We start from the raw sequence: 22,263 nt of genomic DNA on the forward strand, positions 1-22,263 counted from the left end.
GATGGTGCCGAGGAACCCCTTGATAAGGTCAATCAAGTCCGGTCGCGCCATCGGCTCCTCGTCACCAACCGTGCTGGAAGTGGCGAAAATAGCCGGCGTCTCTGTCAGCACCGTGTCGCGGATTCTCAACGGCACGGCGCGGGTGTCGGAGGCCAAGCGCCAGGCGGTGGAGGACGCCATCTCCGCCCTGGATTTCGAGCCGAACGCGCTGGCGCAGAGCCTCAAGCGAGGCCGTTCCATGACCGTGGGCGTGCTCACGCAGGACGTAAGTAGCGCCTACTTTACCGAGACCCTGAAGGGCGTCGAAAGCGCATTGACCGGCACCGGTTACGCCCCGCTGATTGCCAGTGGGCACTGGAATGCGGCAGAGGAGTCCCACCGGGTTCGCCTGCTCATCGCACGTCGCGTGGATGGCATCATCATTCTCAGTGGGAATCTCACCGAGGAACAGATCGGGGAGTATTCCCGGCAGGTTCCGGTGGCGGCCACTGGGCACACCGTGAATGCCCCGCGCGCCTGGGCCGTGGAACTGGACAATGAGCGCGGAGGGTACCTTGCAACCCGACATCTCCTGGATCTAAACCACCGGCAGATCGCCCACGTTCAGGGCCCGGAACAGCACCGCGACGCAGTGCAACGGCTGGCGGGCTATCACCGCGCACTGTCGGAAGCCGGCATCGAGGCCGACCCGCGCCTGGTGGTGGAGGGCGACTTCTATGAGACCAGCGGGGTACTCGCAGCCACGGAACTGCTGAACCGCGGCACACCGTTTACCGCGATCTTCGCCGCCAACGATCAGATGGCATACGGCATCCGTCTTGCCCTGAGCCGGAGGGGAATTCGCGTTCCGGAAGACATCTCCCTGATCGGCTTTGACGATCTGCCCGGCTCCACCTATACGACCCCGCCGCTGACCACCGTTCGCCAGCCGCTCTTTGACGTGGGCCGCCTGGCAGCGCGGAACCTGCTGCACATCATCGAGGGGGAAGCAGTGGAATCCTACACGCCAGAGGTCGAGCTCATGGTTCGGGAGACCACCCGCAGATTGCGCTAGGCGGGCACGTCCCCGGAATCGATACGCCATGCGTCCCGGAACCCGTGCATGGGCCCGTGCTGGAGGCGATCGGCGTAGGACGCTGCGGCCGGGCTGCCCGAAGGCCAGGTGCGACGGAACCACGCATCCCATGCCTCCGATGCCCAGGGCACAGCCATCGCGTCACAGAAGACGCCGTTGAGCTCGGCCCCGTACAGACGGTTTTCTTCCGGGCACGGCGTACTGCCGATGCGAGTGACCACGCCGCGGCGATCGCCGCGGAAATTCGGCATGCCCGCCGACCCGTTGTTGATGACCATCCGGGCGCGCCCATCCACCGGGAACCGCTGAATGAAAGGCAGGCAGGTGTGACTGCAGGCAAACACATCCACCTGCGCGCGCCGGAACCAGTCGGCAATCACGGCTGGCGTCTCTCCGGGAGCAGGCATGTTCTCCACCGCGAGCCCCCACCCCGCCAGGGACTCCGGGTCACCGTGAATGATGCCTGTACGAACGCCGCCGACGTCAGCCACTATCTGGCGGGGCAATCGCGATACGGCTTCCGCATGGCCAGGAGCCCGAGTTGCTGCACCCTGCAGGCGCTGCATGATGGCGTTGGAGCGGGCCACCGTGGCGTCATCCACCCATTCCGGATACGCGCACCCACAGCCGGCCTCGCCGTCGGGTGAGCCGAGTTCTGCCTCGACATTGCCCTGGAGGGCAACGTGCCGGAGGACTTCGGTGTTAATGCGATCAAACGTCTGGTCGTCGACGTTGAACCAGTTGAAGTCGCCGTTGAACACCAGCGTGGGCGCTGGTCTTCCCTGCTCTTCCTCGGCGGCCGCCAGCCGCAGCACAGCGTCCAGCGCCGCCGTATTGCCGTACATGCCACCGATCACGTAGACGGTCTCGGCAACGACATCGGTCCTGCCCGCAAGGGCGGCAGGGTCAGTGCGGTAATGCAGCGGACAGTGGCGACCCGGGGTGCTCATGCTGTGCCTCCGCTCGCTGCTTTGCCGGCGGGCCGCTGCCCCAGCGCAAAGGCGGCCATGCCGCCCGCAAGGATTGCCACCGTTACCACCAGCAGCTTGCTGTAACTGTGCTCCAGCCCCGTCAAGAAGCCGATCCAGTCGATGTATCCCGAATCCTCGAGAAAATAGAGGCCGGACCCCGCCATGGCCAGCGCAAACGCCACCAGCAGGCTCCAGCGGGCAACTTCGCACCCCTTCAGGATGGAGAAGACAATCACCGGGGCCAGGAACAGCGATGCGGTGCCGCTCACGGCCACCGCGGCAAACAGATCGTCCGTGCCCACCAGCACCAGCACCAGGCCGCCCAGTGCGGTGAGGACCATCGCCAGGCGACCGGCACCCGGGGAGTGTCTCCCCAGCCCCATGTCCACTACGGCGAGCTTGGCCGTGCTGGAATACACGGAGTCCATGGTGGACGCGGCGGAGAGAACCAGAGCCACCGCCAGCACCAGCATGGCCGAACCACCCAGCAACGACTCCAGCGACTTGAGGAACTCGCCCTCGCCCCCGGCGTTCAGCCCGGCGAACACGCCCAGCAGCCCGAAGGCGAGAATGCACAGGGAAGACAGCCAGAACGCATGCAGGAAGCTTCGACGCGTGGTGCGCCGGTCGGCGATGAAACCCCGGTCCATCATCACGGGATCGTGCAGCGGATAGCTCAGGACCTGCAGCAGCGCCACCGCCAGCAGGATCCATCCGGGACTGGTGATCTCCGGGCTGCTGACCACCACGGCGGTGGTGCTGAACTGGGGGTGCACCAGCACCAGTCCCAGCAACAACAACAGGGCACCGGCCAGAAGTACCATCTGCAGGGCATCCGTGCGCAGGGACGCGCGCAACCCGCCGAATGCTGAATACGCCAGTGTCACGCCCGCCACCGCGATGATGGCAACCGTGCTCAACTGCTCGCCGGCGGCAGAGAAGACAATGCCAATGACCAGCAGGTTGGCAAATACTTCGCTCAGCAGCCGCAGGCTGATCAGCAGGTTGAAGCACCAGGTACCGACCCGCCCGAAGCGCTGGAACAGAAACGCCTGGACACTCGGTGCCCCGTGGCGGAAACGCAGCCGGTCGGTGATCAGCCAGCCGGTGAGAAACGAGCCGTAGTAGGCCGTATAGGCGAGCACCCCGGCAATGCCGAAAAAGTAGCCGAGGATGCCGGCGTTGAGCAGCGAACGCGCGAAAATCCAGGTGGTGACCTGGGAGAGGGTGAGTGTCAGCACGCCCGGCGGTTCACCGGTATCCGTCCAGCCGCGGAAAAAGCCGTCTGCCGTGCGCACCTTTGGTGCGAGGGCCACGCTGGCGGCAGCGAGAAGCACAAGGATTGCGGTCAGTGCCGTCAGATTGAGACTGGTCAAGATCACCCCACCTGCGTTTTCCGAAGGCCGTCACCTTAAGCTGCGGAGCCTGACCGGGGAATACGGGATTCCCGAAGGCACACGGAACACGGCACCACGACCAACACGGGGGGAGCGGCAGACGACCACGAGGAGGTTGTCATTGCGAGCATAGCGAAGCAATCTCCCAGCTTCGAGGTTTCAAGGCATCGCGAGATTGCTTCGTCGCTGCGCTCCTGGCAATGACGACGTCTTCAGCGTTTCCCTACTTCTCGGCCATCTCCAGGATGGGCGTGACAATATCGTTTCGGGTCACGATGCCCTGGAGTTCGCTGTCCCGCAGCACCACCACCCGCCGGAACCGCTGATTAACCATGAGCCGGGCCACATGGCGGACATCCATTTCGGCGTGGACGGTAATCACTGGCTTGGTGCACACGTCATAGACGTTGATCAGATCGATGTCACCCTCTTCGGCGACGATGGTCCGCAGGATGGTGGTGTAAGTGATGATGCCGTAGGCGTCATGGTTGTCCCTCTTGTCCACCACCAGGGACTTCACCTTGTGTGTACGCATTGTCTGCATGGCTTCACGGATGCTGGCAGTCGCCCGGATGGTGACCACCTCAGTCCGCATGATGTCCTTGACTAGCATCGCGCCCCCTGCCCGTTGTCAGATGTCATCCCGGATCTGGGATTCGAATTTTTCCAGCTGCTGCATGTCGATGCCGGCGATATGCTCCAGCGGTAGCGTGAACACCACGCCCTTGCTGTGGGAGTTCAGATCCAGGTCCCGGGTCATCTGCTTGAGCACTCGGACCGAGAGCTTCTTCTCCAGCACGAACAGCAGCACCGACTGGCTGCCCTCATAGGTCAGCCCGAAGAAGGTCTTCTTCTCCTTGGTGCCAATGCCCCGCGCATCGAGAATGGTGACGCCACCGGCCCCCGCCTTCTTGGCAGAGTCGATGGCCTGCTCTTCCAGATCCTCGGCCAGGATGGCCACCAGTGCCGCGAATTTCATGTCGCACCTCCTCTCGCCTTGGCGACGAGCTCCACGGAAATAGCGTAGAGCATGACGGTAATGATCGGGAAAATGGACGCGAACGCAATCAGGCCGAAGCCGTCGATCAGCACGCTGCGCCCTTCGATATGGGTGGCCAGGCCGATGCCCAGCGCCGTGACCAGGGGTACGGTGACCTCCGAGGTGGTCACGCCGCCGAGATCGAAGGCCAGCGCCACGATGTACTTCGGCGACAGCCAGGTCAGCAGAATGACCACGGCATAGCCGCCCATGATGTAGTAATGGATGGAATCACCGGTGATGATGCGGTGCACCCCGATGGTAATCCCGATGGCCACGCCCAGAGCCACCAGCAGGCGAATGACGTTGCCCTTGAGCTGCCCCTTGGCCGCCTCCTCCGCCTTCTCGCCAATGGCGATCAGTGCCGGCTCCGCCATGGTGGTGGCGAAGCCGATGCAGAAGGCGAACAGGTAGACGAACAGGATCTGATCCCGACCGATGAGCTGTGCGGCCATACTCTCACCGATAGGGAACAGGCCGAGCTTGAGCCCCACGACGAAGGCGTACAGACCGACGATCACCAGTGCGAAACCCACGATCACCTTATGCAGGTGGGCGATGTGTTTGCGCAGCACTAGGTACTGAAACACCAGTACCACGGCGATGATGGGCAACACATCCCGGATCATCACCAGCAGATCCGTCACCATGCCCAGGGCCAGACTGCCGGCCACCGGGTCCGCAACACCCTCCGTTTCGGCATCCATCGGCACGCCGTTGGCGGCAACATCCCCGGTCTCGCCGAAGGTGTAGACCATGATGCCGTAGAGCTGCACCGAGATCATGGGCACCATCACCGCCAGCGCCACCAGGCCGAAGCCATGCATGAGTGCAGTGCGGCCACGAATCGAGACAGCCAGCCCGATACCCAGAGCGGCGATCAATGGCACGGTGACAATGTTGGTGGTCACGCCCCCGGAGTCGTAGGCCAGGCCAACGATCTCCTCCGGCGCGAAGAAAGTGACGAACACCACCAGCAGGTAACCGGCAATCATGTACCAGTGCAGGCTGTGGCCGAGGATGATGCGCACGATACCGAGCCCCACCACCGCGCCCACGGAGGTGGCCACCAGCAACCGCAGGGTGAATGCGTTGACACGCCCTTCGCTGATCACCTCCGCCTGTTCTGCCACCGCAATCAGCGCTGGCTCGGCAATTACTGCGGCAAACCCCAGGGAGAACCCGAACAGCATCAGCAACACCAGCGAACCGCGCTTGGCAAGCTGGTTGGAGAGGTTCTTGCCAATGGGAAAGATGCCCAGTTCCAGCCCCTGGAGGAACAGCGCCACGCCCAGCACCACGATACCCAGGCCAATCACCATGGACAGCAGGCCGTCAGGCACCTCCTGCATCACCGCGAACTGGAAGAAGCTCACCACCGCGATAATCGGCAGGAGGTTGCGGAACGCATGCTTGAGGATGCCGTAGAATTCCCGGAGCTGATTCACTGGCGGTGGGAGTCCTCTGCTGCTGTTTTCAGTCCGACGGAGCCTGTCCGCTGTCCAGGTAACCCCGTATGGCGGCCGGATCGATCCCGCCCGAGGCATCCACCGGCGCCACGAACGCAAGCCCCTGAAATGGCCGCAGCAATTCCAGCTCGCGGTTCAGACGCTCGGCGATGCGTGTGGCCGTCTCACCATCCAGCACCCAGAGCAGCACCACGCCGATCCCCCGGTAAGTCAGGCCACAGAAGGTGATGTGCTCGGGAAAGCCGATGCCCCGCGATGGCAGCATGGTGACGCCCCGTGCTCCCTCCTCCCGGGCGATGGTCAGCGCCGCCTCCTCGAGTTCGTCGCTGACCGCGGCGATCAGCAGTGATGCACTCGTGTTCGTTTCCGCCACCATGGCTCTATCCTGTCTGTACCCACGACAACCGACGCAAGACCATCTTCTCTAGCTCCACGATCACGAACACCGCGCCCCCGAACGTGATGATGCGCGCCCAGTCGGCCGCACCAATGGCGGTGGTGCCGAACAGGGTATGCATGATCGGGGCGTAAGTGAATGCCAGTTGCAGCAGCACCAACACGCCAATGGCGAGCCACATGGCCCGACTGCGGAAGATGGCACCGTCCACCAGCACCGGCTGGTGGATCAACCGCAGGTTGAGCAGGTAGAAGGCCTGGCCGGCCACCAGCGTGTTGATGGCCACGGTGCGGGCGACTTCGGCCGGCGCCCCGACGATCTCTTCCATCCAGACAAAGTGGCCGAACGTCCCGAGCCACAGCAGAATCGCCACGAACGGGATGCGCCAGAGCAGAAAACCCGACAGCAGCGGCGCCGCCGGGTCCCGGGGCGGTCGGCGCATCACCCCCGGCTCGCTGGGCTCGAAGGCGAGAGCCATGGCCAGGGTCACCGAGGTCACCATGTTCACCCACAGCACCTGCACCGGCGTGAGCGGCAGGGCCAGGCCCATGAGAATGGCCATCATGATGGTCAACGACTGCCCGGCATTGGTGGGCAGCATGTGCAGGATGGCCTTGCGGATGTTGTCGTAGACCGTGCGGCCTTCTTCCACCGCGTGGGCAATGGAGGCAAAATTGTCGTCGGCCAGCACCATCTCCGAGGCCTCCTTGGCCGCCTCGGTGCCCTTGTTGCCCATGGCCACGCCCACGTCGGCCCGCTTGAGCGCCGGGGCGTCGTTGACGCCGTCGCCGGTCATCGCGACGATTCCGCCCCGGGCCTGCAAGGCCTGCACCAGCCGCAGTTTGTGTTCCGGGGTGGTGCGGGCGAACACGTCGGTATCCCGCGCCGCATCACGCAACCTTTCGTCATCCATTTCGTCCAGTTCATGCCCGGCCATGGCCCGGCCATCACCGCCGATACCCAGCAGACGGCCCACAGCGCTGGCCGTCACCAGGTGGTCGCCGGTAATCATCTTCACCCGAACGCCGGCTGCGCGGCACTCGGCCACGGCGGTGATCGCCTCGTCCCGGGGCGGGTCCATGATTCCCAGCACCGCCAGCATGGCGAAGCCACCGCTTTCCACATCCTCGTAGTTCAGACTGACCTGCTCGGCACCGGTACGCCGCCGCGCCACCGCCAGCAGGCGCTGTCCCCGCTGGGCGATGTCATCCATGACCTGCCGCCAGGCGTCTGCGTCCAGAGACTGTTCACCGACGGCAGTGACCTGCGCATCGCAGAGCGAGAGCACCCGCTCCGGCGCCCCCTTGAGATAGATCACGCCATGGCCTTCATGGTCGTGATGCAGGGTGGCCATGTACTTGTGATCGGACTCGAACGGAATGGCATCGGTGCGAGGCTGTTGCCGACGGCTGTGGTCCGGATCGAGGCCGGCCTTGAGCGCCAGGGTCATCAGGGCACCCTCGGTGGGATCACCCTCCATGATCCATTGATCGTCCCTGCGATACACCTGCGCATCGTTGCACAGCAGTGAGGCCAGCACGGTTTCCGCCAGAACCGGGTCACCGTCCGCCTCGATGGTCTCATCAGCGCGCCGGAACCCGCCCTCGGGGGCATAGCCCACACCATCCACATCCACCATGGCACCGGCCAGCGCAACGCTCTGGACGGTCATTTCATTACGGGTCAGGGTGCCGGTCTTGTCGGAGCAGATCATGGACACCGAGCCCAGGGTCTCCACCCCCGGGAGACGCCGGATGATGGCATTGCGCCGCGCCATTTTCTGCACACCGATGGCCAGGGCGATGGTCATGATCGCCGGCAGCCCTTCGGGTATGGACGACACCGCCAGGCTGGCCGCGGCCAGGAACATCTCGTCCAGGGGATAGGACCGCACCCAGTAGCCGAAGGCGAAGGTGACGGCCGAAATGGCCACGATCACCGCCGCCAGCCAGCGGCCGAACTGCTCCATCTGCCGCACCAGCGGCGTCTCCAGCCCCTCCACCTCGCTGAGCATCCCGGAAATGCGGCCGATCTCGGTCTGCTCGCCGGTGGCCACCACCAGGCCCGTGCCGCGACCGAAGGTCACCAGGGTCCCGGAGTAGGCCATGCAGGCACGGTCACCGAGGTCCGCCTCTGCGTCCACGGGATCCACGCCCTTCTCCACCGGCACGGATTCGCCGGTGAGCACCGCCTCCTCGATGCGCAGGTTCTTGGCGTGGAGCAGGCGGAGGTCCGCCGGCACCTTGTCACCGGCCTGCAGGACCACCGCATCCCCCGGCACGATCTGCTCGGCGGGGATCTCGCGCCGCTGGCCGTCGCGGATCACCAGCGCCGTGGGCGAGAGCATCTGACGAATGGCGTCCAACGCCTTCTCCGCGCGCCCTTCCTGGATGAAGCCGATGAGGGTGTTGATCAGCACCACGGCGAGGATGACGCCCGTGTCCACCCAGTGCCCGAGGAACGCCGTGCCCACCGCCGCGGCGATCAGGATGTAGATGAGGATGTTATGGAAATGCCGCAGAAAGCGGACCAGCGGGCCGGCCTTCTCCGGGGGCTTCAGGCGATTGTCACCGTACTCCTCCCGTCGGCGCTCCGCTTCGCTGGTGGAGAGGCCGTCGCGGTCCGATTCCAGCGTCGCTACCGCATCCGAGGCGGTGCGCGCATACCACGGTGGAGCCGGCCGTTCGCTGCCTGTTTTCTGTTGCGACATCAAACCCCCTGAACGCAGTCATGCCCTGAAACCGCAATGCCCTGCCAACCGATCGCATCACGTCGCAACCAAAGGCTACCACCGAAGAGGCAGTCAGCATTGATACAGATCAGGTGCCTTGGCGATTGGCACGCAACGACCCCGCTCCCACGGGTCAGGACACTCGTTCGGCGTCATACGCCCTGGTCATCAACAATCAGATCCGCGACCAGATCGGGGTCTTCCATGGGTATGAAGTGGCTGTGACCGGGCAGATGCAGATCACGGCCATTGGGAAACGACGCAGCCAGGTCCGGCCAGGTCGGTGAGCTTGAGAAGTCCATGGACTCCCGCTGCGCCGGTGGCGCCTTGGCACGCACCACCGTCACGGGCACCGGCAAGCCCGCAACCTGTGCGTGGATGTCGGCACCCAGGCTGTTGACGTACACCGATGCTTCCACCCAGGGCGGACACGCCAGCACGTAACCATCGCCGTCCTCTGCCGGCACCAACCCCCAGCGACAGTAGTCCTCCAGCACCGCATTTTCCCAGTGACAGAACGGGGCACGATTCGTGAAACGCTCATACATGGCCTCCCAGGACGACCACTGGTTCCTCCGGCGTGCAGTGGGATGATCGCGATAATCCCCGGGAAGCTGGTCGGGCACGTACCGATCCGGCGGAAAAATCACAGGATCCAGTAACAGCAGCCGGCGGAAGGCTCCGCGATTCGCGGCCGCAGCCTGGACCAGGGAGTGCGCGCCCATGGAATGGCCAACCCCCACGGCACCGTCCAGCCCCAGCAGGCGGACCAGCTGCGCCAGGTCCTCGCCGAACACATCCCAGGTCAAGGGTGCCTGTTTGGCACTGCGACCGTGCCCGCGCATATCGACGGCAAGCACGCGGCGCCCGTCCAGGCGCGACACTACCTGATCCCAGCAGCGCGCATGAAACCCGGTGGCATGGACCAGCAGCACCGGCGGCTCGGACGCATGGTCCCGGTCCGCAGGCCATTCGAAACACGACAACGTCACACCATTGACTGAATAACGGTGTTCCTCGGGAGAGGATGTTTGTTCACGCGACATGCTGGTGTCCTGGGTCGATTTTCACGGCACCAGACTTTACCGCACGGCGAATGCCGGCTGCGAGCTCAACAATCATCCACCCCCACCCATGGAACGCGCGCCAACCGGCCACACCAGGACGCTTCGCGCACGCGCACAACGCAAGGGGGTGTTGGCGTATTCAGCGGCTCCTTAACCGCTCGATGGACACGACGCGCTCATCGCGGTAGGTGACTACATGATTCCCGGTGCCATGGGCACTGTCATACATCTCCCGCTTACCCACCCTGGCGCCGAACTCGTTCTCGAGTCGGGTGGTCCGGACCGGTTCACCACACTTGGAATGCACCTGGGACACATGATCGCCCTTCAGAACGAGGTCGTTGCCACAGCGCATGTGGTCAGCGGCGACGGTACCGGAGGCGGCGAGCAGTAACACGGCCAGCACAATCGATTTCATGGCAAGTCACCAACAACCAGGGGGGCCAGTAGTAAAGAATATGACGCGGGAGCAATGCGGACGCAAGGGACGCCTAGAAGGCCTGCTGGTGTTGGATGCTGTAGCCCGCTATTACCCCTCGCCGTCCGGAGCCTGCCAGACTTTCAAGCTCGACCGGAGGAGAACAAGAGGGACTGTCATGCCTGCCAAGAAGATTCTGATGCTCTGTGGCAACTTCGCCGAGGACTACGAGACCATGGTGCCCTTCCAGGCGCTACTGGCCGTCGGCCACCAGGTGGATGCCGTATGCCCGGACAAGAGCGCCGGCGACACCATCGCCACCGCGATTCACGACTTCGAGGGTGACCAGACCTATACCGAGAAGCGGGGACACAATTTCACCCTCAACGCCACCTTTGCCGAGATCAATGCGGCCAACTACGATGCCCTGCTGATCCCGGGCGGACGGGCACCGGAATACCTGCGGCTGGACGAGCGCGTTCTGGCCATCGTGCGCACATTTGCCGCTGATCGCAAACCGGTGGCGGCCATTTGCCACGCGGCGCAACTCCTGGCCGCCGCCGGCGTCCTGGAAGGCATGAAGTGTTCCGCCTACCCGGCCTGCCGGCCGGATGTGGAACTCGCACATGGCCAGTACGCAGAGATCGCCATCGACGAGGCCCATACCGACCAGTGGCTGGTAACCGGGCCGGCCTGGCCCGCGCATCCGGCGTGGATCAGCCAGTTCCTGAAGGTGCTGGGCACACGCATCGAGCTGTAACGGGGAACGGCCCGGGGAGAACCTGATTCCGCCACTGGCCGGGGCGGAATCCCCGGGCTATTCTCGGGAGAGCCACCGGGAGGACGCCCCATGTGTCAGATCTTTGTCTCCGCGGATCCACAACTCTACAGCCGCCGTTCCCGCTCGCTGCGCCTGCACGGCGCCGTCACCTGTATCCGCCTGGAAAACCTGTTCTGGCAGGTGCTTGAGGAGATCGCCGGGCGGGACAACCTGTCTTTGAGCCAGCTGATCACCCGGCTCTACGACGAGATCATCGAGGCACGGGGCGATGTCGAGAATTTCTCGTCCTTCCTGCGGGTGAGTTGCCTTCGCTACCTGGCCCTCCAGGCGGATGGTGCCATTCCGGGTGACACGAGCATTCCCATCCGCTCCCTGGACACCCACACGGTGCTGTCGCGGGATCGGTTCAGGCAATCGGGGCAGAACGTGCCGAACCGAGTGACGGCATAGCATCGGAGTGTCCACGGTGCCGGGGGAAGTCCATCCCGTGGCCGCTGACCGGAGAGGCAGTCCGAATGGATCAATCGCACAACAGTATCCTGGTATTCGCCGGAAGCGCGAGAGCCGACTCCTTCAACAAACGGCTGGCGCGGCTTGCCGCAGACCGGGCCAGGGAGGCCGGTGGTATGGCCACGTTCGCTGATCTCCGTGACTACCCGATGCCCCTCTACGATGGCGATCTGGAGCGCGAGCAGGGAGTCCCCGAACATGCCCGGCGCCTCAAGGCGCTGCTCGCGGACCACACCGGGCTGGTGGTCGTGTCCCCGGAGTACAACGGCTTCATCACCCCGCTGTTGAAGAACACGCTGGACTGGCTGTCCCGCCCGGACGACGACAGGGAGGGCCTTGCGCTGTTCCGGAACAGGGTGGCCTGTGTCCTGTCTGCCTCACCCGGTGGATTCGGAGGCATGCGCAGCCTGGCACTCGCCCGGCAGCTGCTGACCAACCTGGGGGTGACGGTCCTGCCCGACCAGCTCGCTGTGCCCCGTGCCGCCCAGGCGTTTACGGACGCCGGTGATCTGGCCGATCAGGGCACCCGGGAGCGTCTGGATCAGATCTGTCACCGGCTGGTGGAGACGCTGAACCGCCTCAATCCTCGTGCAGGGCGTTGAACGTGTCTGCAAGGTGATCGATCAAGGCCCGCCCGGCAGCCCAGGGGCGTGAGCGAGCACCCGCACAAGGGGTTCGAGACGGTCACCATCGTCTACCAGGGTGAGGTGGAGCATCGCGACTCCACGGGTCACGGTGGTGTCATCGGTCCCGGAGACGTGCAGTGGATGACAGCCTGCTGGTGCTCAGCGGCGAGCCAATCGGCGAACCGGTTGCCGGCTACGGCCCGTTTGTCATGAACCATCAGCACGAGATCGACCGTGCACTTGCGGACTATCGCCGCAACCGGCTCGCGGAGCCTGCGGGATCGTAGGCCAGGCCAACTCCGATCGAAGACCGTGGTCGGGGTTGGCTTCATTATGCGCACCACTGAGGGCGTCCACCCCACCCGGGCCGATTGTAGGCCCGCAGCAATCTAGACTTATCAGTGGGTCGCGCCTGCGATCAGGTCCATTAGCCGGAGGAGATACCCATGAGCTGGAATCCCGCACTGACACCGGGCTGCCCGGACGAGATCGGCGTTGACGCCATTGACACGCTCATCGTCCCCCGAGCGCGGGACATTGGCGGCTTTGAGGTGCGCCGCGCGCTGCCGGCACCGAAGCGACAGATGGTCGGCCCGTTCATCTTCTTCGATCAGATGGGTCCCGCGGAGTTTCTCACCGGACAGGGCATCGATGTCCGGCCCCACCCTCACATCGGCCTCGGGACCGTCACCTATCTGTACGACGGCGACCTGCACCACCGGGACAGCCTCGGCACGGACCAGGTCATTCATCCGGGGGCGCTGAACTGGATGGTGGCCGGCCGCGGTGTCACGCACTCGGAGCGCACCTCGAGCGCATCCCGCAGTGCAGGCAGCGAACTCTTCGGCATCCAGACCTGGGTCGCCCTGCCGGAGGATCACGAGGACACCACACCACTGTTTGAGCATCACGGCAGCACCGGGCTGCCGGTCATCGAGAGCGAAGGTGTGCGCGTGCAGCTGCTCCTCGGCAACGCGTACGGCGAACAGGCACCGGCGACACTCTACTCGGAAGCGTTCTATGCCGACGTCCAGCTTCAGCCGAAAACCCGCTTCCCCCTGCCGGACGAACACGAGGACCGGGGTATCTACGTGGTCGCCGGGTCCGTGACCATCGCCGGCCAGTGCTTTGAAGCCGGCCAGATGATGGTGTTCCGCCCCGGCGATGCCATCACCGTGGCGTCAGGGGAGACCGGCGCCCGTCTGATGATTCTGGGTGGGGCCACGCTGGGCGGGCCACGGTACATCTGGTGGAACTTCGTGGCGTCGTCAAAGGAGCGCATCGAAGAGGCCAAGCGGCAGTGGCGCGCTCAGGACTGGGGGGTCGGGCTGTTCGACCTCCCCCCGGGAGATCGTGAGGAGCACATTCCGTTGCCGGATTAGTTCGCGGTGTCATCTCGCGGAGGTACCACGCGCCTGGAGCCTCGTGGCGAATCGCGTTCAACGCCCGAAGTCAAAGCAGATCTTGCCCTGGTGGGCACCGGACTCCATGCGGCGCAGCCCGTCGGGCACGGACTCCAACGGCAGGGTGGTGTCGATCACCGGGCGGAGCTCGTGCTCTGCGATGGCCTGGCACATATCCTCGAAATGGCGGCGGCTGCCCACGGAAAGCCCGATGAGGTGGAGGTTCTTGCCGTAGATGGAGCGCATGGCGATTTCCTGGGAAAAGCCCGAGAGCACGCCGATAATCATGATCCTGCCGCCCACGCGGGCCGCTGCAAGGGAGCGGTTGATGCTCTCCCGGCCGCCGAGCTCCAGGATGTGGTCCACACCCACACCGTCGGTGAAGTCCATGACGGCGCGATCCCACTCCGGCGTGGAGCGGTAGTTTATCAGCCCTTCCGCGCCAAGGGCGCGGGCCTGCTCCAGCTTGTCGTCGCTACTGGAGATGACAATGGCGTGGGCACCCAGGAGTCGGGTGAACATCAGCGCGAAGGTGGCGACCCCACCGGTGCCCTGCAGCAGGACCGTGTCACCGGGCTGGACGTTGCCCTCCACCACCAGCGCCCGCCAGGCGGTGAGCGCCGCGCAGGGCAGCGTAGCGGCCTCGATCAGCGAGAGATGCTTAGGAAACCGGGACACGCCTTCCGCGTCCAGCAGCATCTGCTCCTGCAGCACGCCCGGCAGCGGGCCGCCCAGCGGCCGACTGCGCCGCTCCGCGGTGGGCCCGCCGTCGATCCAGGACTGGAAGAACATAGGGCAGACCCGATCGCCCACTGCGACGCGGGTCACTCCCTCGCCCACCTGAACTACCTCGCCGGCGCCGTCGGAAAACGGAATCAACGGCAGCTCGGCCCCGGGGCTCTTGCCCTGCACAGTCATGAGATCCCGATAGTTCAGGGACGCGGCCGTCATCCGTGCAACGACCTGCCCCGAACCCGCTACTGGCTCGGGCTTGTCCACCAGCCGCAGGTGCTCGATGCCCCAATCGCCCTGCAATTCCCAGGCGCGCATGACTCTCTCCCGTCTGTTGGCTCGAAGTGACCGTAGCCGAGATGTGCCCGCAACCCCAACGTGGCGGTGTCAGGTGAACCGTACCGGTTTGCCCGGACGCTCGGTGCGGATGAGATTGGGCGGCGACTCTGGCACCGGGGGCGCCACAGTCCGGGGCAGTCTGGCGAGTCAGCGCCAGTCGGGACCTTCACTACTTGCCCCTTCTCTGACCACCCCATTCCCCGGATCGACGTGTCTGATCCATGAGACCTGCAGCACGGGCAGTCATGCCGTCCTGGGCCTCGTGAAGAAGGGTCTGTTCCACGGTGGCGCCGAGGGCGAAATTCACCGTCGCACGGTTCATGCGAATGGCTAGTGTCCCGTCCCAGAAGTACGTGCACTTAATGCGCCCCGCCGGGCCGGGATTGCAAGGCGGCGACGCGAAGGCGTGGCGAGACCACGTCGAGCGGCGCCAACGCCGCAAGACCGGCCCGCCGGGGCGCCGCAGAGGCCCCAGCGTCGCCAGCGCTGCGTTGCGCCTCCTCGCCGTAGCGCCACTACGCCTTCGTCGCCGCGCCTTGCTCTGACGACGCTGGGGCCTCATCAATTGCACGTACTTCTGGGACGGGACACTAGCTGATGTTACTCCAGGATCGTTCTTGCCATGCCCTCAGCCGCCTCGTCCAGTTCCGCCCTGGGCACCACCCGATTCACCAGCGCCCAGTCCTCGGCCGTGGGTGCGTCGAGCATCCTGCCCGTGTAGAACAGTTCCCTGGCACGACCCAGCCCGATGGTGGCCGGAATCCTCGCCCGCCTCGCGCAACCTGCTCAGCAACTGGTCCACCAGTTCCTCACTGATGGCGTTCAGGGAGTCGGGACGATTGAGGGTCAGGGTTCCCAATCGGTCCTGCGAGTGGTAGAGCACCAAGTCACTCATGACGGCTTCAGCCCTTGGTTTCCGGGGAGTCCGTCGACCATATCACGGCCCGACGGAGGTCTGCCTCGCTTGCGCCGGCCATTCGATTCAGGCCCGAGGACCTGCCGGAGATCGTAACCGAGGTTCTGGAAACCGGACGCTTGTCCCTCGGTAGCCGGAAGACTGGTGGGGGTTGAGACTCGCCGACTGGCGTGCTCAGCCAGCTCCACCTAGTGTCCTGTAACCCAAATTCGTTGCATTTTGCATGTCCTCTGGGCCGCTGAGGCAAGGCCATCAGGCCGAAGGCGTAGCGTCACTACGGCGAGGACCGATAACGCCGCCTCAGCGGCCCAGAGGCAGGCCCTGCGGGAGCGCCTGTGCGGCGCAATTCGGGAAGCTTGCTGGATGCGATGCACCAGACGTTGGGATCGCCAACATCCGCGTAGGCGTGGACCAGGATGTTACGGAAGGCAATGATGCGCCGGTATTCGGGGATACGCGCCACGATCCGTCGCCACAAACACATCGTAAAGATACTTCCTCGGGTCACGCCGCATAGACCACCGCGTTATCTCGCTCGATTTCCTGCCGGAGGTACAAGTTACTGATGCTCCGCTCCGTCACGAGATCGACTTCGCGCTGCAACACGCACGTGGCCTTCGCGGACCTGGCGTTATTGCAGCGGGCACAGCAGGGCTTCATGGCGGGCGTCCAGTGCATGGCAGGCGGCGCCGGTAATGCGGCATCGCGAGCCAACCCTGCTCAGGGCCTGACAGCGGCGGTAGGACGATTCAATTGCAGACATGGCCTTCTCCTGTCGCTGTGGTGGACAGGGAAGGCCAGACTGTGACTTCTGCGTGACTCGTCGGCTTGATAGCCTTCGGGCTAGAACCGTAAGCCACCGATTTGATTGGTCGGGGTGGCAGGATTTGAACCTGCGACCACCTGCACCCCATGCAGGTGCGCTACCAGACTGCGCCACACCCCGAAGCACCGGAATGGTACACAAAACGCGGCGCCGGGCCAAGCCGCGCCGCAGGTGAATCAGCGCTTGAGCGCTTGGGCGATTTCCTCCAGCTCCAGCCGGACCTGGTGGATAACCTGCTGGCTCTGGTTCAGGTCTTCCTTCGCACCTTCACCGGAGAGCCTCTGCCGGGCACCGCCGATGGTGAAGCCCTCCTCATACAACAGGGAACGGATCTGGCGGATGAGAATCACGTCCTGACGCTGATAGTAGCGGCGGTTGCCGCGACGCTTCACGGGCTTTACCTGGGGAAACTCCTGCTCCCAGTAGCGCAGCACATGCGGCTTCACCGCGCACAGTTCGCTGACCTCGCCAATGGTGAAATACCGCTTGGCAGGGATCGGCGGAAGCTCGTCGTTATTCCCGGGTTCCAGCATATGCCTCTACTCGCGCCTTGAGTTTCTGCCCGGGCCGGAAGGTGACCACCCGCCGTGCGGAGATGGGGATCTCCTCACCGGTCTTGGGGTTGCGTCCCGGCCGCTCGCTCTTGTCCCTGAGATCGAAATTACCGAACCCGGAGAGTTTGACCGCCGTGCCATCTTCCAGAGACTGGCGGATTTCTTCGAAGAAGCACTCCACCAGTTCCTTGGCCTCGCGTTTGTTCAAGCCAACTTCTTCAAACAGGCGCTCGGCCATGTCTGCCTTGGTCAATGCCATGCGATCACCCCCTCAGCTCGGCGTCAAGCTCGCCACGCAATGCGACGACGACACCGGAAATCACTTCATCCACGTCACTATCCGTTAGAGTGCGTGAGAAATCCTGCAAAATCAATCCAATACCAACACTCTTAAACCCATCGGCGACGCCCTTGCCCTGGTAGACGTCGAACAGCGCCACGCCCTGAAGCCAGTCGCCGGTCGCCCGGCGCACACACTGTTCCAGCGCGGCGGCGGACACCGATTCCGCGACCACCACCGCGAGGTCCCGCCGAATGGACGGGAAGCGGGACAACGGCGCGAACGCAGGCAGGCGCGCCTGCTGTGCGGCCTCCAGCGTCATCTCGAAGACGTAGGCCGGCTCGTCCATATCCAGCTTCCGCTGAACATCGGGATGCAATGCCCCCAGCCAGCCAACCGCCTCGCCGTCCAGCTCGATACGTGCGCTTTGCCCGGGGTGCAGCGCCGGATGGCGATCGGCAACGAAGGAGAATGCCTCGGGCCGCCCGGTGAGCGCCAGCACGGCCTCAAGATCGCCCTTGAGGTCAAAGAAGTCCACCGCCCGGGCCGGTTCGCCCCACTGCTCGGGCTGCACCGGACCCATGACCATGGCGCCCAGCATGGGCTGTTGTTCCAGTTGATCCAGGGAGCCCCGGAAGCGCAGGCCGGTCTCGAACAGGCGCAGGCGCTGGTGCTGTCGGTGCCGGTTATGTACCGCGGCCCGGGCCAACCCGGGCCAGAGCGAGGTCCGCATTACCGCAAGTTCGGCGGAGATGGGATTGGCCAGAGGCACCGGCTCGTGATCCGGATCCATCAGGTGTTGCAGACCCGGCTCAACGAAACTGTAGGTGACCGTCTCCTGGAACCCGCGGTCCACCAGGGCGCTGCGCAGCCGCGCCAGGGCCACGCGCTCCTCCGGCTGCGGCTGGATGAGTGTCGGTGTTGCCGGACGCGTCTCCGGGATGCGGTCGTAGCCGTGCACCCGCGCCAGCTCCTCGATCAGGTCTGCCTCGATATCGATATCGAACCGGTAGGCAGGCACAGAGACCTGCCATCCGCCGCCGCTGTCCACCAGGCTCATGCCCAGGCGCTGGAGTATGTCAGCGACTTCAGCGGCAGGGATATCCACGCCCAGCAGTTCCCGCACGCGGCCGGAGCGGAGGGTGACCGTGCGCTCCGTCGGCACCTCGGACGACACCTGCTCGTCCACCACCGGCCCGGGGCGTCCGCCGGCGATATCTGTCAGCAGGGAGGTTGCCCGCTCGACCGCCCGCACCTGCCCTGCGGGATCGACGCCACGCTCGAAGCGGTGGGAGGAATCCGTGTGCAGCCCGTAGGCTCGCGCACGGCCGGCCATGGCCTCCGGGGCAAAAAATGCGCTCTCGAAGAGGATGTCGGTGGTGTGATCGGTTACCGATGACGGTGCGCCGCCCATGACCCCGGCCATGGCCAGGGGCCCACGGTGATCGGCGATCACCAGTGTACCCGCCTGCAGCTCCACTGTTTCGTCACCGAGCAGAGTCAGCGTCTCGCCGGCTTCCGCCTGGCGCACGACGATACCCTCATGGATCTTCGCCAGGTCGAAGGCGTGCATGGGCTGGCCGAGTTCCAGCATAACGTAGTTGGTGACGTCCACCACGGGCCCCAGGCTTCGGACTCCGGCGCGGCGCAGACGTTCCTGCATCCAGAAGGGCGTGGCCGCTGTGACGTCCACACCCCGGATCACACGGCCTACATAGCGCGGGCATGCCAGCGGGTCACGCAGATCCACGCCGACGGTGTCATCAACTTCCGCGGCAACCTGCGCCACTTCGGCGGCTCGCATGTCGACGCCGGTTAGAGCGGACACCTCACGGGCGACGCCGATCATGCCCAGACAGTCACCGCGGTTCGGGGTGAGGTCGACTTCGATGACCTGGTCATCCAGTTGCAGCCATTGACGCAGGTCCTGCCCCACCGGCGCGTCGGCCGGTAACTCCAGCAGTCCGGCGGCGTCCTCGCTGAGGCCGAGCTCCCGGGCGGAACACAGCATGCCGAAGGATTCCTGACCGCGCAGCTTGGCCCGCTTGATGCGCATGCCATCGGGAAGCTCCCCGCCGACCCGCGCAAAGGGCGCGCGCAATCCGGCGCGGGCGTTGGGCGCCCCACAGACCACCTGCAGCGGCTCGCCGGTGCCGTCATTCACCCGGCACAGGGAGAGCTTGTCGGCGTCGGGGTGAGGCGCGCAATCGATGATCTCGCCCACCACCACGTCACTAAAGGCCGGTGCGGCCGGCTCGATGCCGTCCACTTCCAGCCCCGCCATGGTCAAACGGTGGGCGAGTGTCTGCGTGTCCAGCCCTGCAGGCACCCACTCCGCCAGCCACTGTTCACTGATCTTCATGAGGACTCCTAGCGGAACTGGCGCAGAAAGCGCAGATCGTTCTCGAAGAACAGGCGCAGGTCGTTGACGCCGTATCGCAGCATGGCCAGGCGCTCGACGCCCATGCCGAAAGCCCATCCGGTATAGCGTTCGGGATCGATGCCGCAGTATTCGAACACCTTTGGGTGCACCATCCCCGAGCCCAGGACTTCCAGCCAGCCGCTGCCGCCGCACACCCGACAGCCGTCGCCGCCACAGTGCACGCACTGGACGTCCACCTCGGCGGAGGGTTCGGTGAAGGGGAAATAGGACGGCCGGAACCGGACTTCCAGGCGCTGCTCGAAGAACGCCTCCAGGAAGTCGTGCAGGGCCCCCTTGAGATCGGCAAAGGTGATGCCCTCGTCCACCAGCAGCCCTTCCACTTGGTGGAACATGGGCGAGTGCGTCAGGTCCGAGTCGCAGCGGTACACGCGCCCCGGCGCGATGATGCGCACGGGTGCCCCCTCGTTTTCCATGACCCGGATCTGCACCGGCGAGGTATGCGTGCGCAGCAGGCGCGTGGCGTCGAAATAGAAGGTGTCGTGCATGGCCCGGGCCGGATGGTGGGCCGGTATGTTGAGGGCCTCGAAGTTGTGGTAATCGTCTTCGATCTCAGGCCCTTCTGCCACGCGGAAACCCATGCTGGCGAACAGCGCCTCGATGCGGTCCAGCGTGCGCGTCACCGGGTGCAGACCACCGGTATCCCGACCGCGCCCGGGCAGTGTGACATCCACCGCCTCGCGCTCGAGCTGCGCCTGCAGGCCGACACTCTCCAGCTCTTCCCGGCGGGCCTCCAGCCGCGCCTGCACCTCTTCCTTGGCGGCATTGATGGCCTGGCCGGCGGCGGGCCGCTCGTCGGCCGGGAGCTTGCCGAGCTGTTTCAGCTGGGCGGTGATCTGCCCCTTCTTGCCCAGGTACGCCACCCGCACCGCGTCCAGATCGCGGGCATTGCCGGCCTCACGGACGGCCGCCAGGGCTTCCTGAACCAGGGCGTCGAGTTCCTCGGATCGTTGCGTGCTCATGCGCTTCCGCCGTCACGGCAGCGACCCGGAGTTCCCCGGGCCACGGCACCATCACAAAAAAAGGGAAAGGTCTGGCCCACCTTTCCCTTCATCCCGCATCCACCCACCACGGGCGGATAGCCGGTGGCAGGCCGGCTCAGCCCTGGAGCGACGCCTTGGCGCGCTCGGCGACGGCGGCGAAGCCGGCCTTGTCGAACACGGCCATGTCGGCCAGCACCTTGCGGTCCAGCTCGATGTTGCTTTTCTTCAGGCCGTTCATCAGCCGGCTGTAGGACAGACCGTTGATGCGGGCAGCGGCGTTGATGCGCGTCACCCACAGCGCACGGAACTGGCGCTTGCGCTGACGGCGGTCGCGGTAGGCATACTGCCCGGCCTTGTAGACGGCCTGGTTGGCGATACGCCAGCTGCGGCTGCGGGCGCCGTAGTACCCCTTGGCCCGGGCCAGCACCTTGTTGTGCCGCGCGCGGCCGGTGACACCCCGTTTGACTCGTGCCATGTCTCAGACTCCCAGATTTGATGCTTCAGCTGTACGGCAGAAGACGCCGCACGCTGTCATGATCCCGCTTGTGGACCAGCGTAAAGCCGCGCAGGTTGCGCTTCCGCTTCTGCGCCTTCTTGGTCAGGATGTGATTGGCAAACGCCTTCTTGCGCTTGAACCGACCCGACCCCGTTCTCGCAAAGCGCTTCGCGGCGCCGCGATTCGTCTTGATCTTGGGCATTGCCAGTCTCCAGTCAAAAAAACAGCAGGCCAGCACCAGGCTGGCCATGCAGCATTACGATACCGTTCGGTTACTTCTTGCGCGGTGCCAGCATCATCACCATGGTGCGCCCTTCCATCTTCGGGCGCTGCTCCACTACGGCGATATCTTCGAGATCCGCTTCCACGCGCTCAAGCAGCTTGAGGCCGAGATCCTGGTGGGCCATCTCGCGGCCCCGGAACCGCAGCGTCACCTTGCCGCGGTCCCCGTCTTCAAGAAACTTCCGCAGATTGCGCAGCTTGACATTGTAGTCCCCCTCGTCCGTGCCGGGGCGGAACTTCACTTCCTTGAGCTGCACCTGCTTCTGCTTCTTCTTGGCGGCCTGCTGCTTCTTGCTCGCCTCGAACTTGTGTTTGCCGTAATCCATGATCCGGCAAACAGCGGTCTCCGGGTCTGGAACCATTTCGACCAGGTCCAGACCGGCGTCTTCCGCCCGCTGCAGCGCATCTTCCAGGGATACGATCCCGGCCTGTTCACCGTCCTGATCAATCAGCCGGACCTGCTGCGTCTGAATTTCATCATTGACGTTCTTGTCGTCCCCCTGCGCGGGGCGTTTGCGCTTGTTTTTCAGA

Annotated in this window: 25 protein-coding genes, 1 tRNA gene and 1 pseudogene; 7 read left to right on the top strand and 20 right to left on the bottom strand. The window is 64.7% G+C overall.

The annotated features are described in order from the left end of the window. Positions 1 to 19 precede the first annotated feature (19 nt). On the top strand, positions 20 to 1,054 hold the full coding sequence (locus KU884_RS13420) for a LacI family DNA-binding transcriptional regulator (RefSeq protein WP_217351369.1): 1,035 nt from the start codon (positions 20 to 22) through the stop codon (positions 1,052 to 1,054). Here the strand turns inward: KU884_RS13420 and KU884_RS13425 are convergent. The 9 genes from KU884_RS13425 to KU884_RS13465 all read right to left on the bottom strand — a co-directional run bounded on the left by KU884_RS13425 (position 1,051) and on the right by KU884_RS13465 (position 10,564). Beyond that, positions 1,051 to 2,025: a metallophosphoesterase gene (locus KU884_RS13425; protein WP_174813743.1), complete on the bottom strand. Its 975-nt coding sequence runs from the start codon at positions 2,023 to 2,025 to the stop codon at positions 1,051 to 1,053. The genes KU884_RS13420 and KU884_RS13425 overlap by 4 nt on opposite strands. Continuing rightward, positions 2,022 to 3,422 carry a sodium:proline symporter gene (locus KU884_RS13430; protein ID WP_167783090.1) on the bottom strand — a complete coding sequence of 467 codons (1,401 nt, stop codon included), beginning with the start codon at positions 3,420 to 3,422 and terminating at the stop codon, positions 2,022 to 2,024. Before KU884_RS13430 ends, KU884_RS13425 begins: the two co-directional genes overlap by 4 nt. Before the next feature lie 244 nt (positions 3,423 to 3,666). Beyond that, positions 3,667 to 4,056: a CBS domain-containing protein gene (locus tag KU884_RS13435; protein ID WP_167783091.1), complete on the bottom strand. Its 390-nt coding sequence runs from the start codon at positions 4,054 to 4,056 to the stop codon at positions 3,667 to 3,669. 18 nt (positions 4,057 to 4,074) lie between these two features. Then, positions 4,075 to 4,422 carry a P-II family nitrogen regulator gene (locus KU884_RS13440; protein WP_167783092.1) on the bottom strand — a complete coding sequence of 116 codons (348 nt, stop codon included), beginning with the start codon at positions 4,420 to 4,422 and terminating at the stop codon, positions 4,075 to 4,077. Then, the gene (locus KU884_RS13445; protein ID WP_167783093.1) at positions 4,419 to 5,930 is read right to left on the bottom strand and encodes a DUF1538 domain-containing protein; all 1,512 of its coding nucleotides are present in this window, start codon (positions 5,928 to 5,930) and stop codon (positions 4,419 to 4,421) included. The genes KU884_RS13440 and KU884_RS13445 overlap by 4 nt, the downstream gene beginning before the upstream one ends. Before the next feature lie 28 nt (positions 5,931 to 5,958). Then, entirely contained in the window at positions 5,959 to 6,327 is a 369-nt protein-coding gene (locus KU884_RS13450; RefSeq protein ID WP_167783094.1) for a hypothetical protein, read from the bottom strand. 4 nt (positions 6,328 to 6,331) lie between these two features. Continuing rightward, positions 6,332 to 9,058, bottom strand: coding sequence for a cation-transporting P-type ATPase (locus KU884_RS13455; RefSeq protein WP_167783095.1), 2,727 nt, complete (start codon positions 9,056 to 9,058; stop codon positions 6,332 to 6,334). Between the two features lie 173 nt (positions 9,059 to 9,231). Next, complete coding sequence (locus tag KU884_RS13460) at positions 9,232 to 10,125, bottom strand: alpha/beta fold hydrolase (RefSeq protein WP_167783096.1); 894 nt, start codon at positions 10,123 to 10,125, stop codon at positions 9,232 to 9,234. Positions 10,126 to 10,285: 160 nt separating this feature from the next. After that, positions 10,286 to 10,564, bottom strand: a complete 279-nt coding sequence (locus tag KU884_RS13465; protein WP_167783097.1) for a DUF2845 domain-containing protein — start codon at positions 10,562 to 10,564, stop codon at positions 10,286 to 10,288. A gap of 178 nt (positions 10,565 to 10,742) precedes the next feature. Here KU884_RS13465 and KU884_RS13470 point away from each other — a divergent pair, with 178 nt between their 5' ends. The 6 genes and pseudogenes from KU884_RS13470 to KU884_RS13495 all read left to right on the top strand — a co-directional run bounded on the left by KU884_RS13470 (position 10,743) and on the right by KU884_RS13495 (position 13,863). Beyond that, positions 10,743 to 11,324 (top strand): DJ-1/PfpI family protein, encoded by a 582-nt coding sequence (locus KU884_RS13470; RefSeq protein ID WP_167783098.1) that lies wholly within the window; start codon positions 10,743 to 10,745, stop codon positions 11,322 to 11,324. Between the two features lie 90 nt (positions 11,325 to 11,414). Then, positions 11,415 to 11,795 (top strand): ribbon-helix-helix domain-containing protein, encoded by a 381-nt coding sequence (locus tag KU884_RS13475; protein WP_167783099.1) that lies wholly within the window; start codon positions 11,415 to 11,417, stop codon positions 11,793 to 11,795. A gap of 65 nt (positions 11,796 to 11,860) precedes the next feature. Next, complete coding sequence (locus KU884_RS13480) at positions 11,861 to 12,457, top strand: NADPH-dependent FMN reductase (RefSeq protein ID WP_167783100.1); 597 nt, start codon at positions 11,861 to 11,863, stop codon at positions 12,455 to 12,457. 27 nt (positions 12,458 to 12,484) lie between these two features. Then, positions 12,485 to 12,631, top strand: a pseudogene (locus KU884_RS13485) (pirin family protein); the annotation flags it as partial. 5 nt (positions 12,632 to 12,636) lie between these two features. Continuing rightward, a complete protein-coding gene (locus tag KU884_RS13490) occupies positions 12,637 to 12,768 on the top strand; it encodes a pirin-like C-terminal cupin domain-containing protein (RefSeq protein ID WP_254432267.1) in 132 nt (43 codons plus the stop codon). 159 nt (positions 12,769 to 12,927) lie between these two features. Further along, positions 12,928 to 13,863: a pirin family protein gene (locus KU884_RS13495; protein ID WP_167783101.1), complete on the top strand. Its 936-nt coding sequence runs from the start codon at positions 12,928 to 12,930 to the stop codon at positions 13,861 to 13,863. A gap of 57 nt (positions 13,864 to 13,920) precedes the next feature. On the opposite strand, the gene KU884_RS13500 is transcribed toward KU884_RS13495, so the two are convergent. The 11 genes from KU884_RS13500 to infC form a co-directional block, all read right to left on the bottom strand. Next, on the bottom strand, positions 13,921 to 14,934 hold the full coding sequence (locus KU884_RS13500) for an NAD(P)-dependent alcohol dehydrogenase (protein ID WP_167783102.1): 1,014 nt from the start codon (positions 14,932 to 14,934) through the stop codon (positions 13,921 to 13,923). Between the two features lie 1,211 nt (positions 14,935 to 16,145). After that, the gene (locus KU884_RS19290) at positions 16,146 to 16,355 is read right to left on the bottom strand and encodes a HepT-like ribonuclease domain-containing protein (protein WP_371807939.1); all 210 of its coding nucleotides are present in this window, start codon (positions 16,353 to 16,355) and stop codon (positions 16,146 to 16,148) included. Positions 16,356 to 16,502: 147 nt separating this feature from the next. Further along, a complete protein-coding gene (locus KU884_RS19130) occupies positions 16,503 to 16,634 on the bottom strand; it encodes a hypothetical protein (protein ID WP_256368065.1) in 132 nt (43 codons plus the stop codon). Between the two features lie 106 nt (positions 16,635 to 16,740). Next, positions 16,741 to 16,817, bottom strand: a tRNA-Pro gene (locus KU884_RS13510). Between the two features lie 56 nt (positions 16,818 to 16,873). Continuing rightward, entirely contained in the window at positions 16,874 to 17,230 is a 357-nt protein-coding gene (locus tag KU884_RS13515) for a MerR family transcriptional regulator (protein ID WP_167783103.1), read from the bottom strand. Further along, entirely contained in the window at positions 17,211 to 17,510 is a 300-nt protein-coding gene (gene ihfA, locus KU884_RS13520) for an integration host factor subunit alpha (RefSeq protein WP_167783104.1), read from the bottom strand. Before ihfA ends, KU884_RS13515 begins: the two co-directional genes overlap by 20 nt. 4 nt (positions 17,511 to 17,514) lie before the next feature. Next, entirely contained in the window at positions 17,515 to 19,893 is a 2,379-nt protein-coding gene (pheT, locus tag KU884_RS13525; RefSeq protein WP_167783105.1) for a phenylalanine--tRNA ligase subunit beta, read from the bottom strand. Between the two features lie 8 nt (positions 19,894 to 19,901). Further along, positions 19,902 to 20,933 (bottom strand): phenylalanine--tRNA ligase subunit alpha, encoded by a 1,032-nt coding sequence (gene pheS / locus KU884_RS13530; RefSeq protein WP_167783106.1) that lies wholly within the window; start codon positions 20,931 to 20,933, stop codon positions 19,902 to 19,904. 136 nt (positions 20,934 to 21,069) lie between these two features. Continuing rightward, positions 21,070 to 21,429: a 50S ribosomal protein L20 gene (gene rplT, locus KU884_RS13535; RefSeq protein WP_167783107.1), complete on the bottom strand. Its 360-nt coding sequence runs from the start codon at positions 21,427 to 21,429 to the stop codon at positions 21,070 to 21,072. Between the two features lie 25 nt (positions 21,430 to 21,454). Beyond that, positions 21,455 to 21,652, bottom strand: coding sequence for a 50S ribosomal protein L35 (gene rpmI / locus KU884_RS13540; RefSeq protein ID WP_167783108.1), 198 nt, complete (start codon positions 21,650 to 21,652; stop codon positions 21,455 to 21,457). A gap of 70 nt (positions 21,653 to 21,722) precedes the next feature. After that, complete coding sequence (gene infC, locus KU884_RS13545) at positions 21,723 to 22,205, bottom strand: translation initiation factor IF-3 (RefSeq protein WP_371807962.1); 483 nt, start codon at positions 22,203 to 22,205, stop codon at positions 21,723 to 21,725. Between the last annotated feature and the right edge of the window lie 58 nt (positions 22,206 to 22,263).

This window comes from Aquisalimonas sp. 2447 (assembly GCF_012044895.1).
Lineage (GTDB): Bacteria > Pseudomonadota > Gammaproteobacteria > Nitrococcales > Aquisalimonadaceae > Aquisalimonas.

What these genes read in the sequence shown, in the direction of transcription:
- KU884_RS13425 (WP_174813743.1), bottom strand. Translation starts at nt 2,025, where the DNA reads ATGAGCACCCCGGGTCGCCACTGTCCGCTGCATTACCGCACTGACCCT.
- KU884_RS13435 (WP_167783091.1), bottom strand. Translation starts at nt 4,056, where the DNA reads ATGCTAGTCAAGGACATCATGCGGACTGAGGTGGTCACCATCCGGGCG.
- KU884_RS13440 (WP_167783092.1), bottom strand. Translation starts at nt 4,422, where the DNA reads ATGAAATTCGCGGCACTGGTGGCCATCCTGGCCGAGGATCTGGAAGAG.
- KU884_RS13450 (WP_167783094.1), bottom strand. Translation starts at nt 6,327, where the DNA reads ATGGTGGCGGAAACGAACACGAGTGCATCACTGCTGATCGCCGCGGTC.
- KU884_RS13455 (WP_167783095.1), bottom strand. Translation starts at nt 9,058, where the DNA reads ATGTCGCAACAGAAAACAGGCAGCGAACGGCCGGCTCCACCGTGGTAT.
- KU884_RS13460 (WP_167783096.1), bottom strand. Translation starts at nt 10,125, where the DNA reads ATGTCGCGTGAACAAACATCCTCTCCCGAGGAACACCGTTATTCAGTC.
- KU884_RS13465 (WP_167783097.1), bottom strand. Translation starts at nt 10,564, where the DNA reads ATGAAATCGATTGTGCTGGCCGTGTTACTGCTCGCCGCCTCCGGTACC.
- KU884_RS13470 (WP_167783098.1), top strand. Translation starts at nt 10,743, where the DNA reads ATGCCTGCCAAGAAGATTCTGATGCTCTGTGGCAACTTCGCCGAGGAC.
- KU884_RS13475 (WP_167783099.1), top strand. Translation starts at nt 11,415, where the DNA reads ATGTGTCAGATCTTTGTCTCCGCGGATCCACAACTCTACAGCCGCCGT.
- KU884_RS13480 (WP_167783100.1), top strand. Translation starts at nt 11,861, where the DNA reads ATGGATCAATCGCACAACAGTATCCTGGTATTCGCCGGAAGCGCGAGA.
- KU884_RS13495 (WP_167783101.1), top strand. Translation starts at nt 12,928, where the DNA reads ATGAGCTGGAATCCCGCACTGACACCGGGCTGCCCGGACGAGATCGGC.
- KU884_RS13500 (WP_167783102.1), bottom strand. Translation starts at nt 14,934, where the DNA reads ATGCGCGCCTGGGAATTGCAGGGCGATTGGGGCATCGAGCACCTGCGG.
- KU884_RS19290 (WP_371807939.1), bottom strand. Translation starts at nt 16,355, where the DNA reads ATGTGTTTGTGGCGACGGATCGTGGCGCGTATCCCCGAATACCGGCGC.
- KU884_RS19130 (WP_256368065.1), bottom strand. Translation starts at nt 16,634, where the DNA reads ATGTCTGCAATTGAATCGTCCTACCGCCGCTGTCAGGCCCTGAGCAGG.
- KU884_RS13515 (WP_167783103.1), bottom strand. Translation starts at nt 17,230, where the DNA reads ATGCTGGAACCCGGGAATAACGACGAGCTTCCGCCGATCCCTGCCAAG.
- ihfA (WP_167783104.1), bottom strand. Translation starts at nt 17,510, where the DNA reads ATGGCATTGACCAAGGCAGACATGGCCGAGCGCCTGTTTGAAGAAGTT.
- pheT (WP_167783105.1), bottom strand. Translation starts at nt 19,893, where the DNA reads ATGAAGATCAGTGAACAGTGGCTGGCGGAGTGGGTGCCTGCAGGGCTG.
- pheS (WP_167783106.1), bottom strand. Translation starts at nt 20,933, where the DNA reads ATGAGCACGCAACGATCCGAGGAACTCGACGCCCTGGTTCAGGAAGCC.
- rplT (WP_167783107.1), bottom strand. Translation starts at nt 21,429, where the DNA reads ATGGCACGAGTCAAACGGGGTGTCACCGGCCGCGCGCGGCACAACAAG.
- rpmI (WP_167783108.1), bottom strand. Translation starts at nt 21,652, where the DNA reads ATGCCCAAGATCAAGACGAATCGCGGCGCCGCGAAGCGCTTTGCGAGA.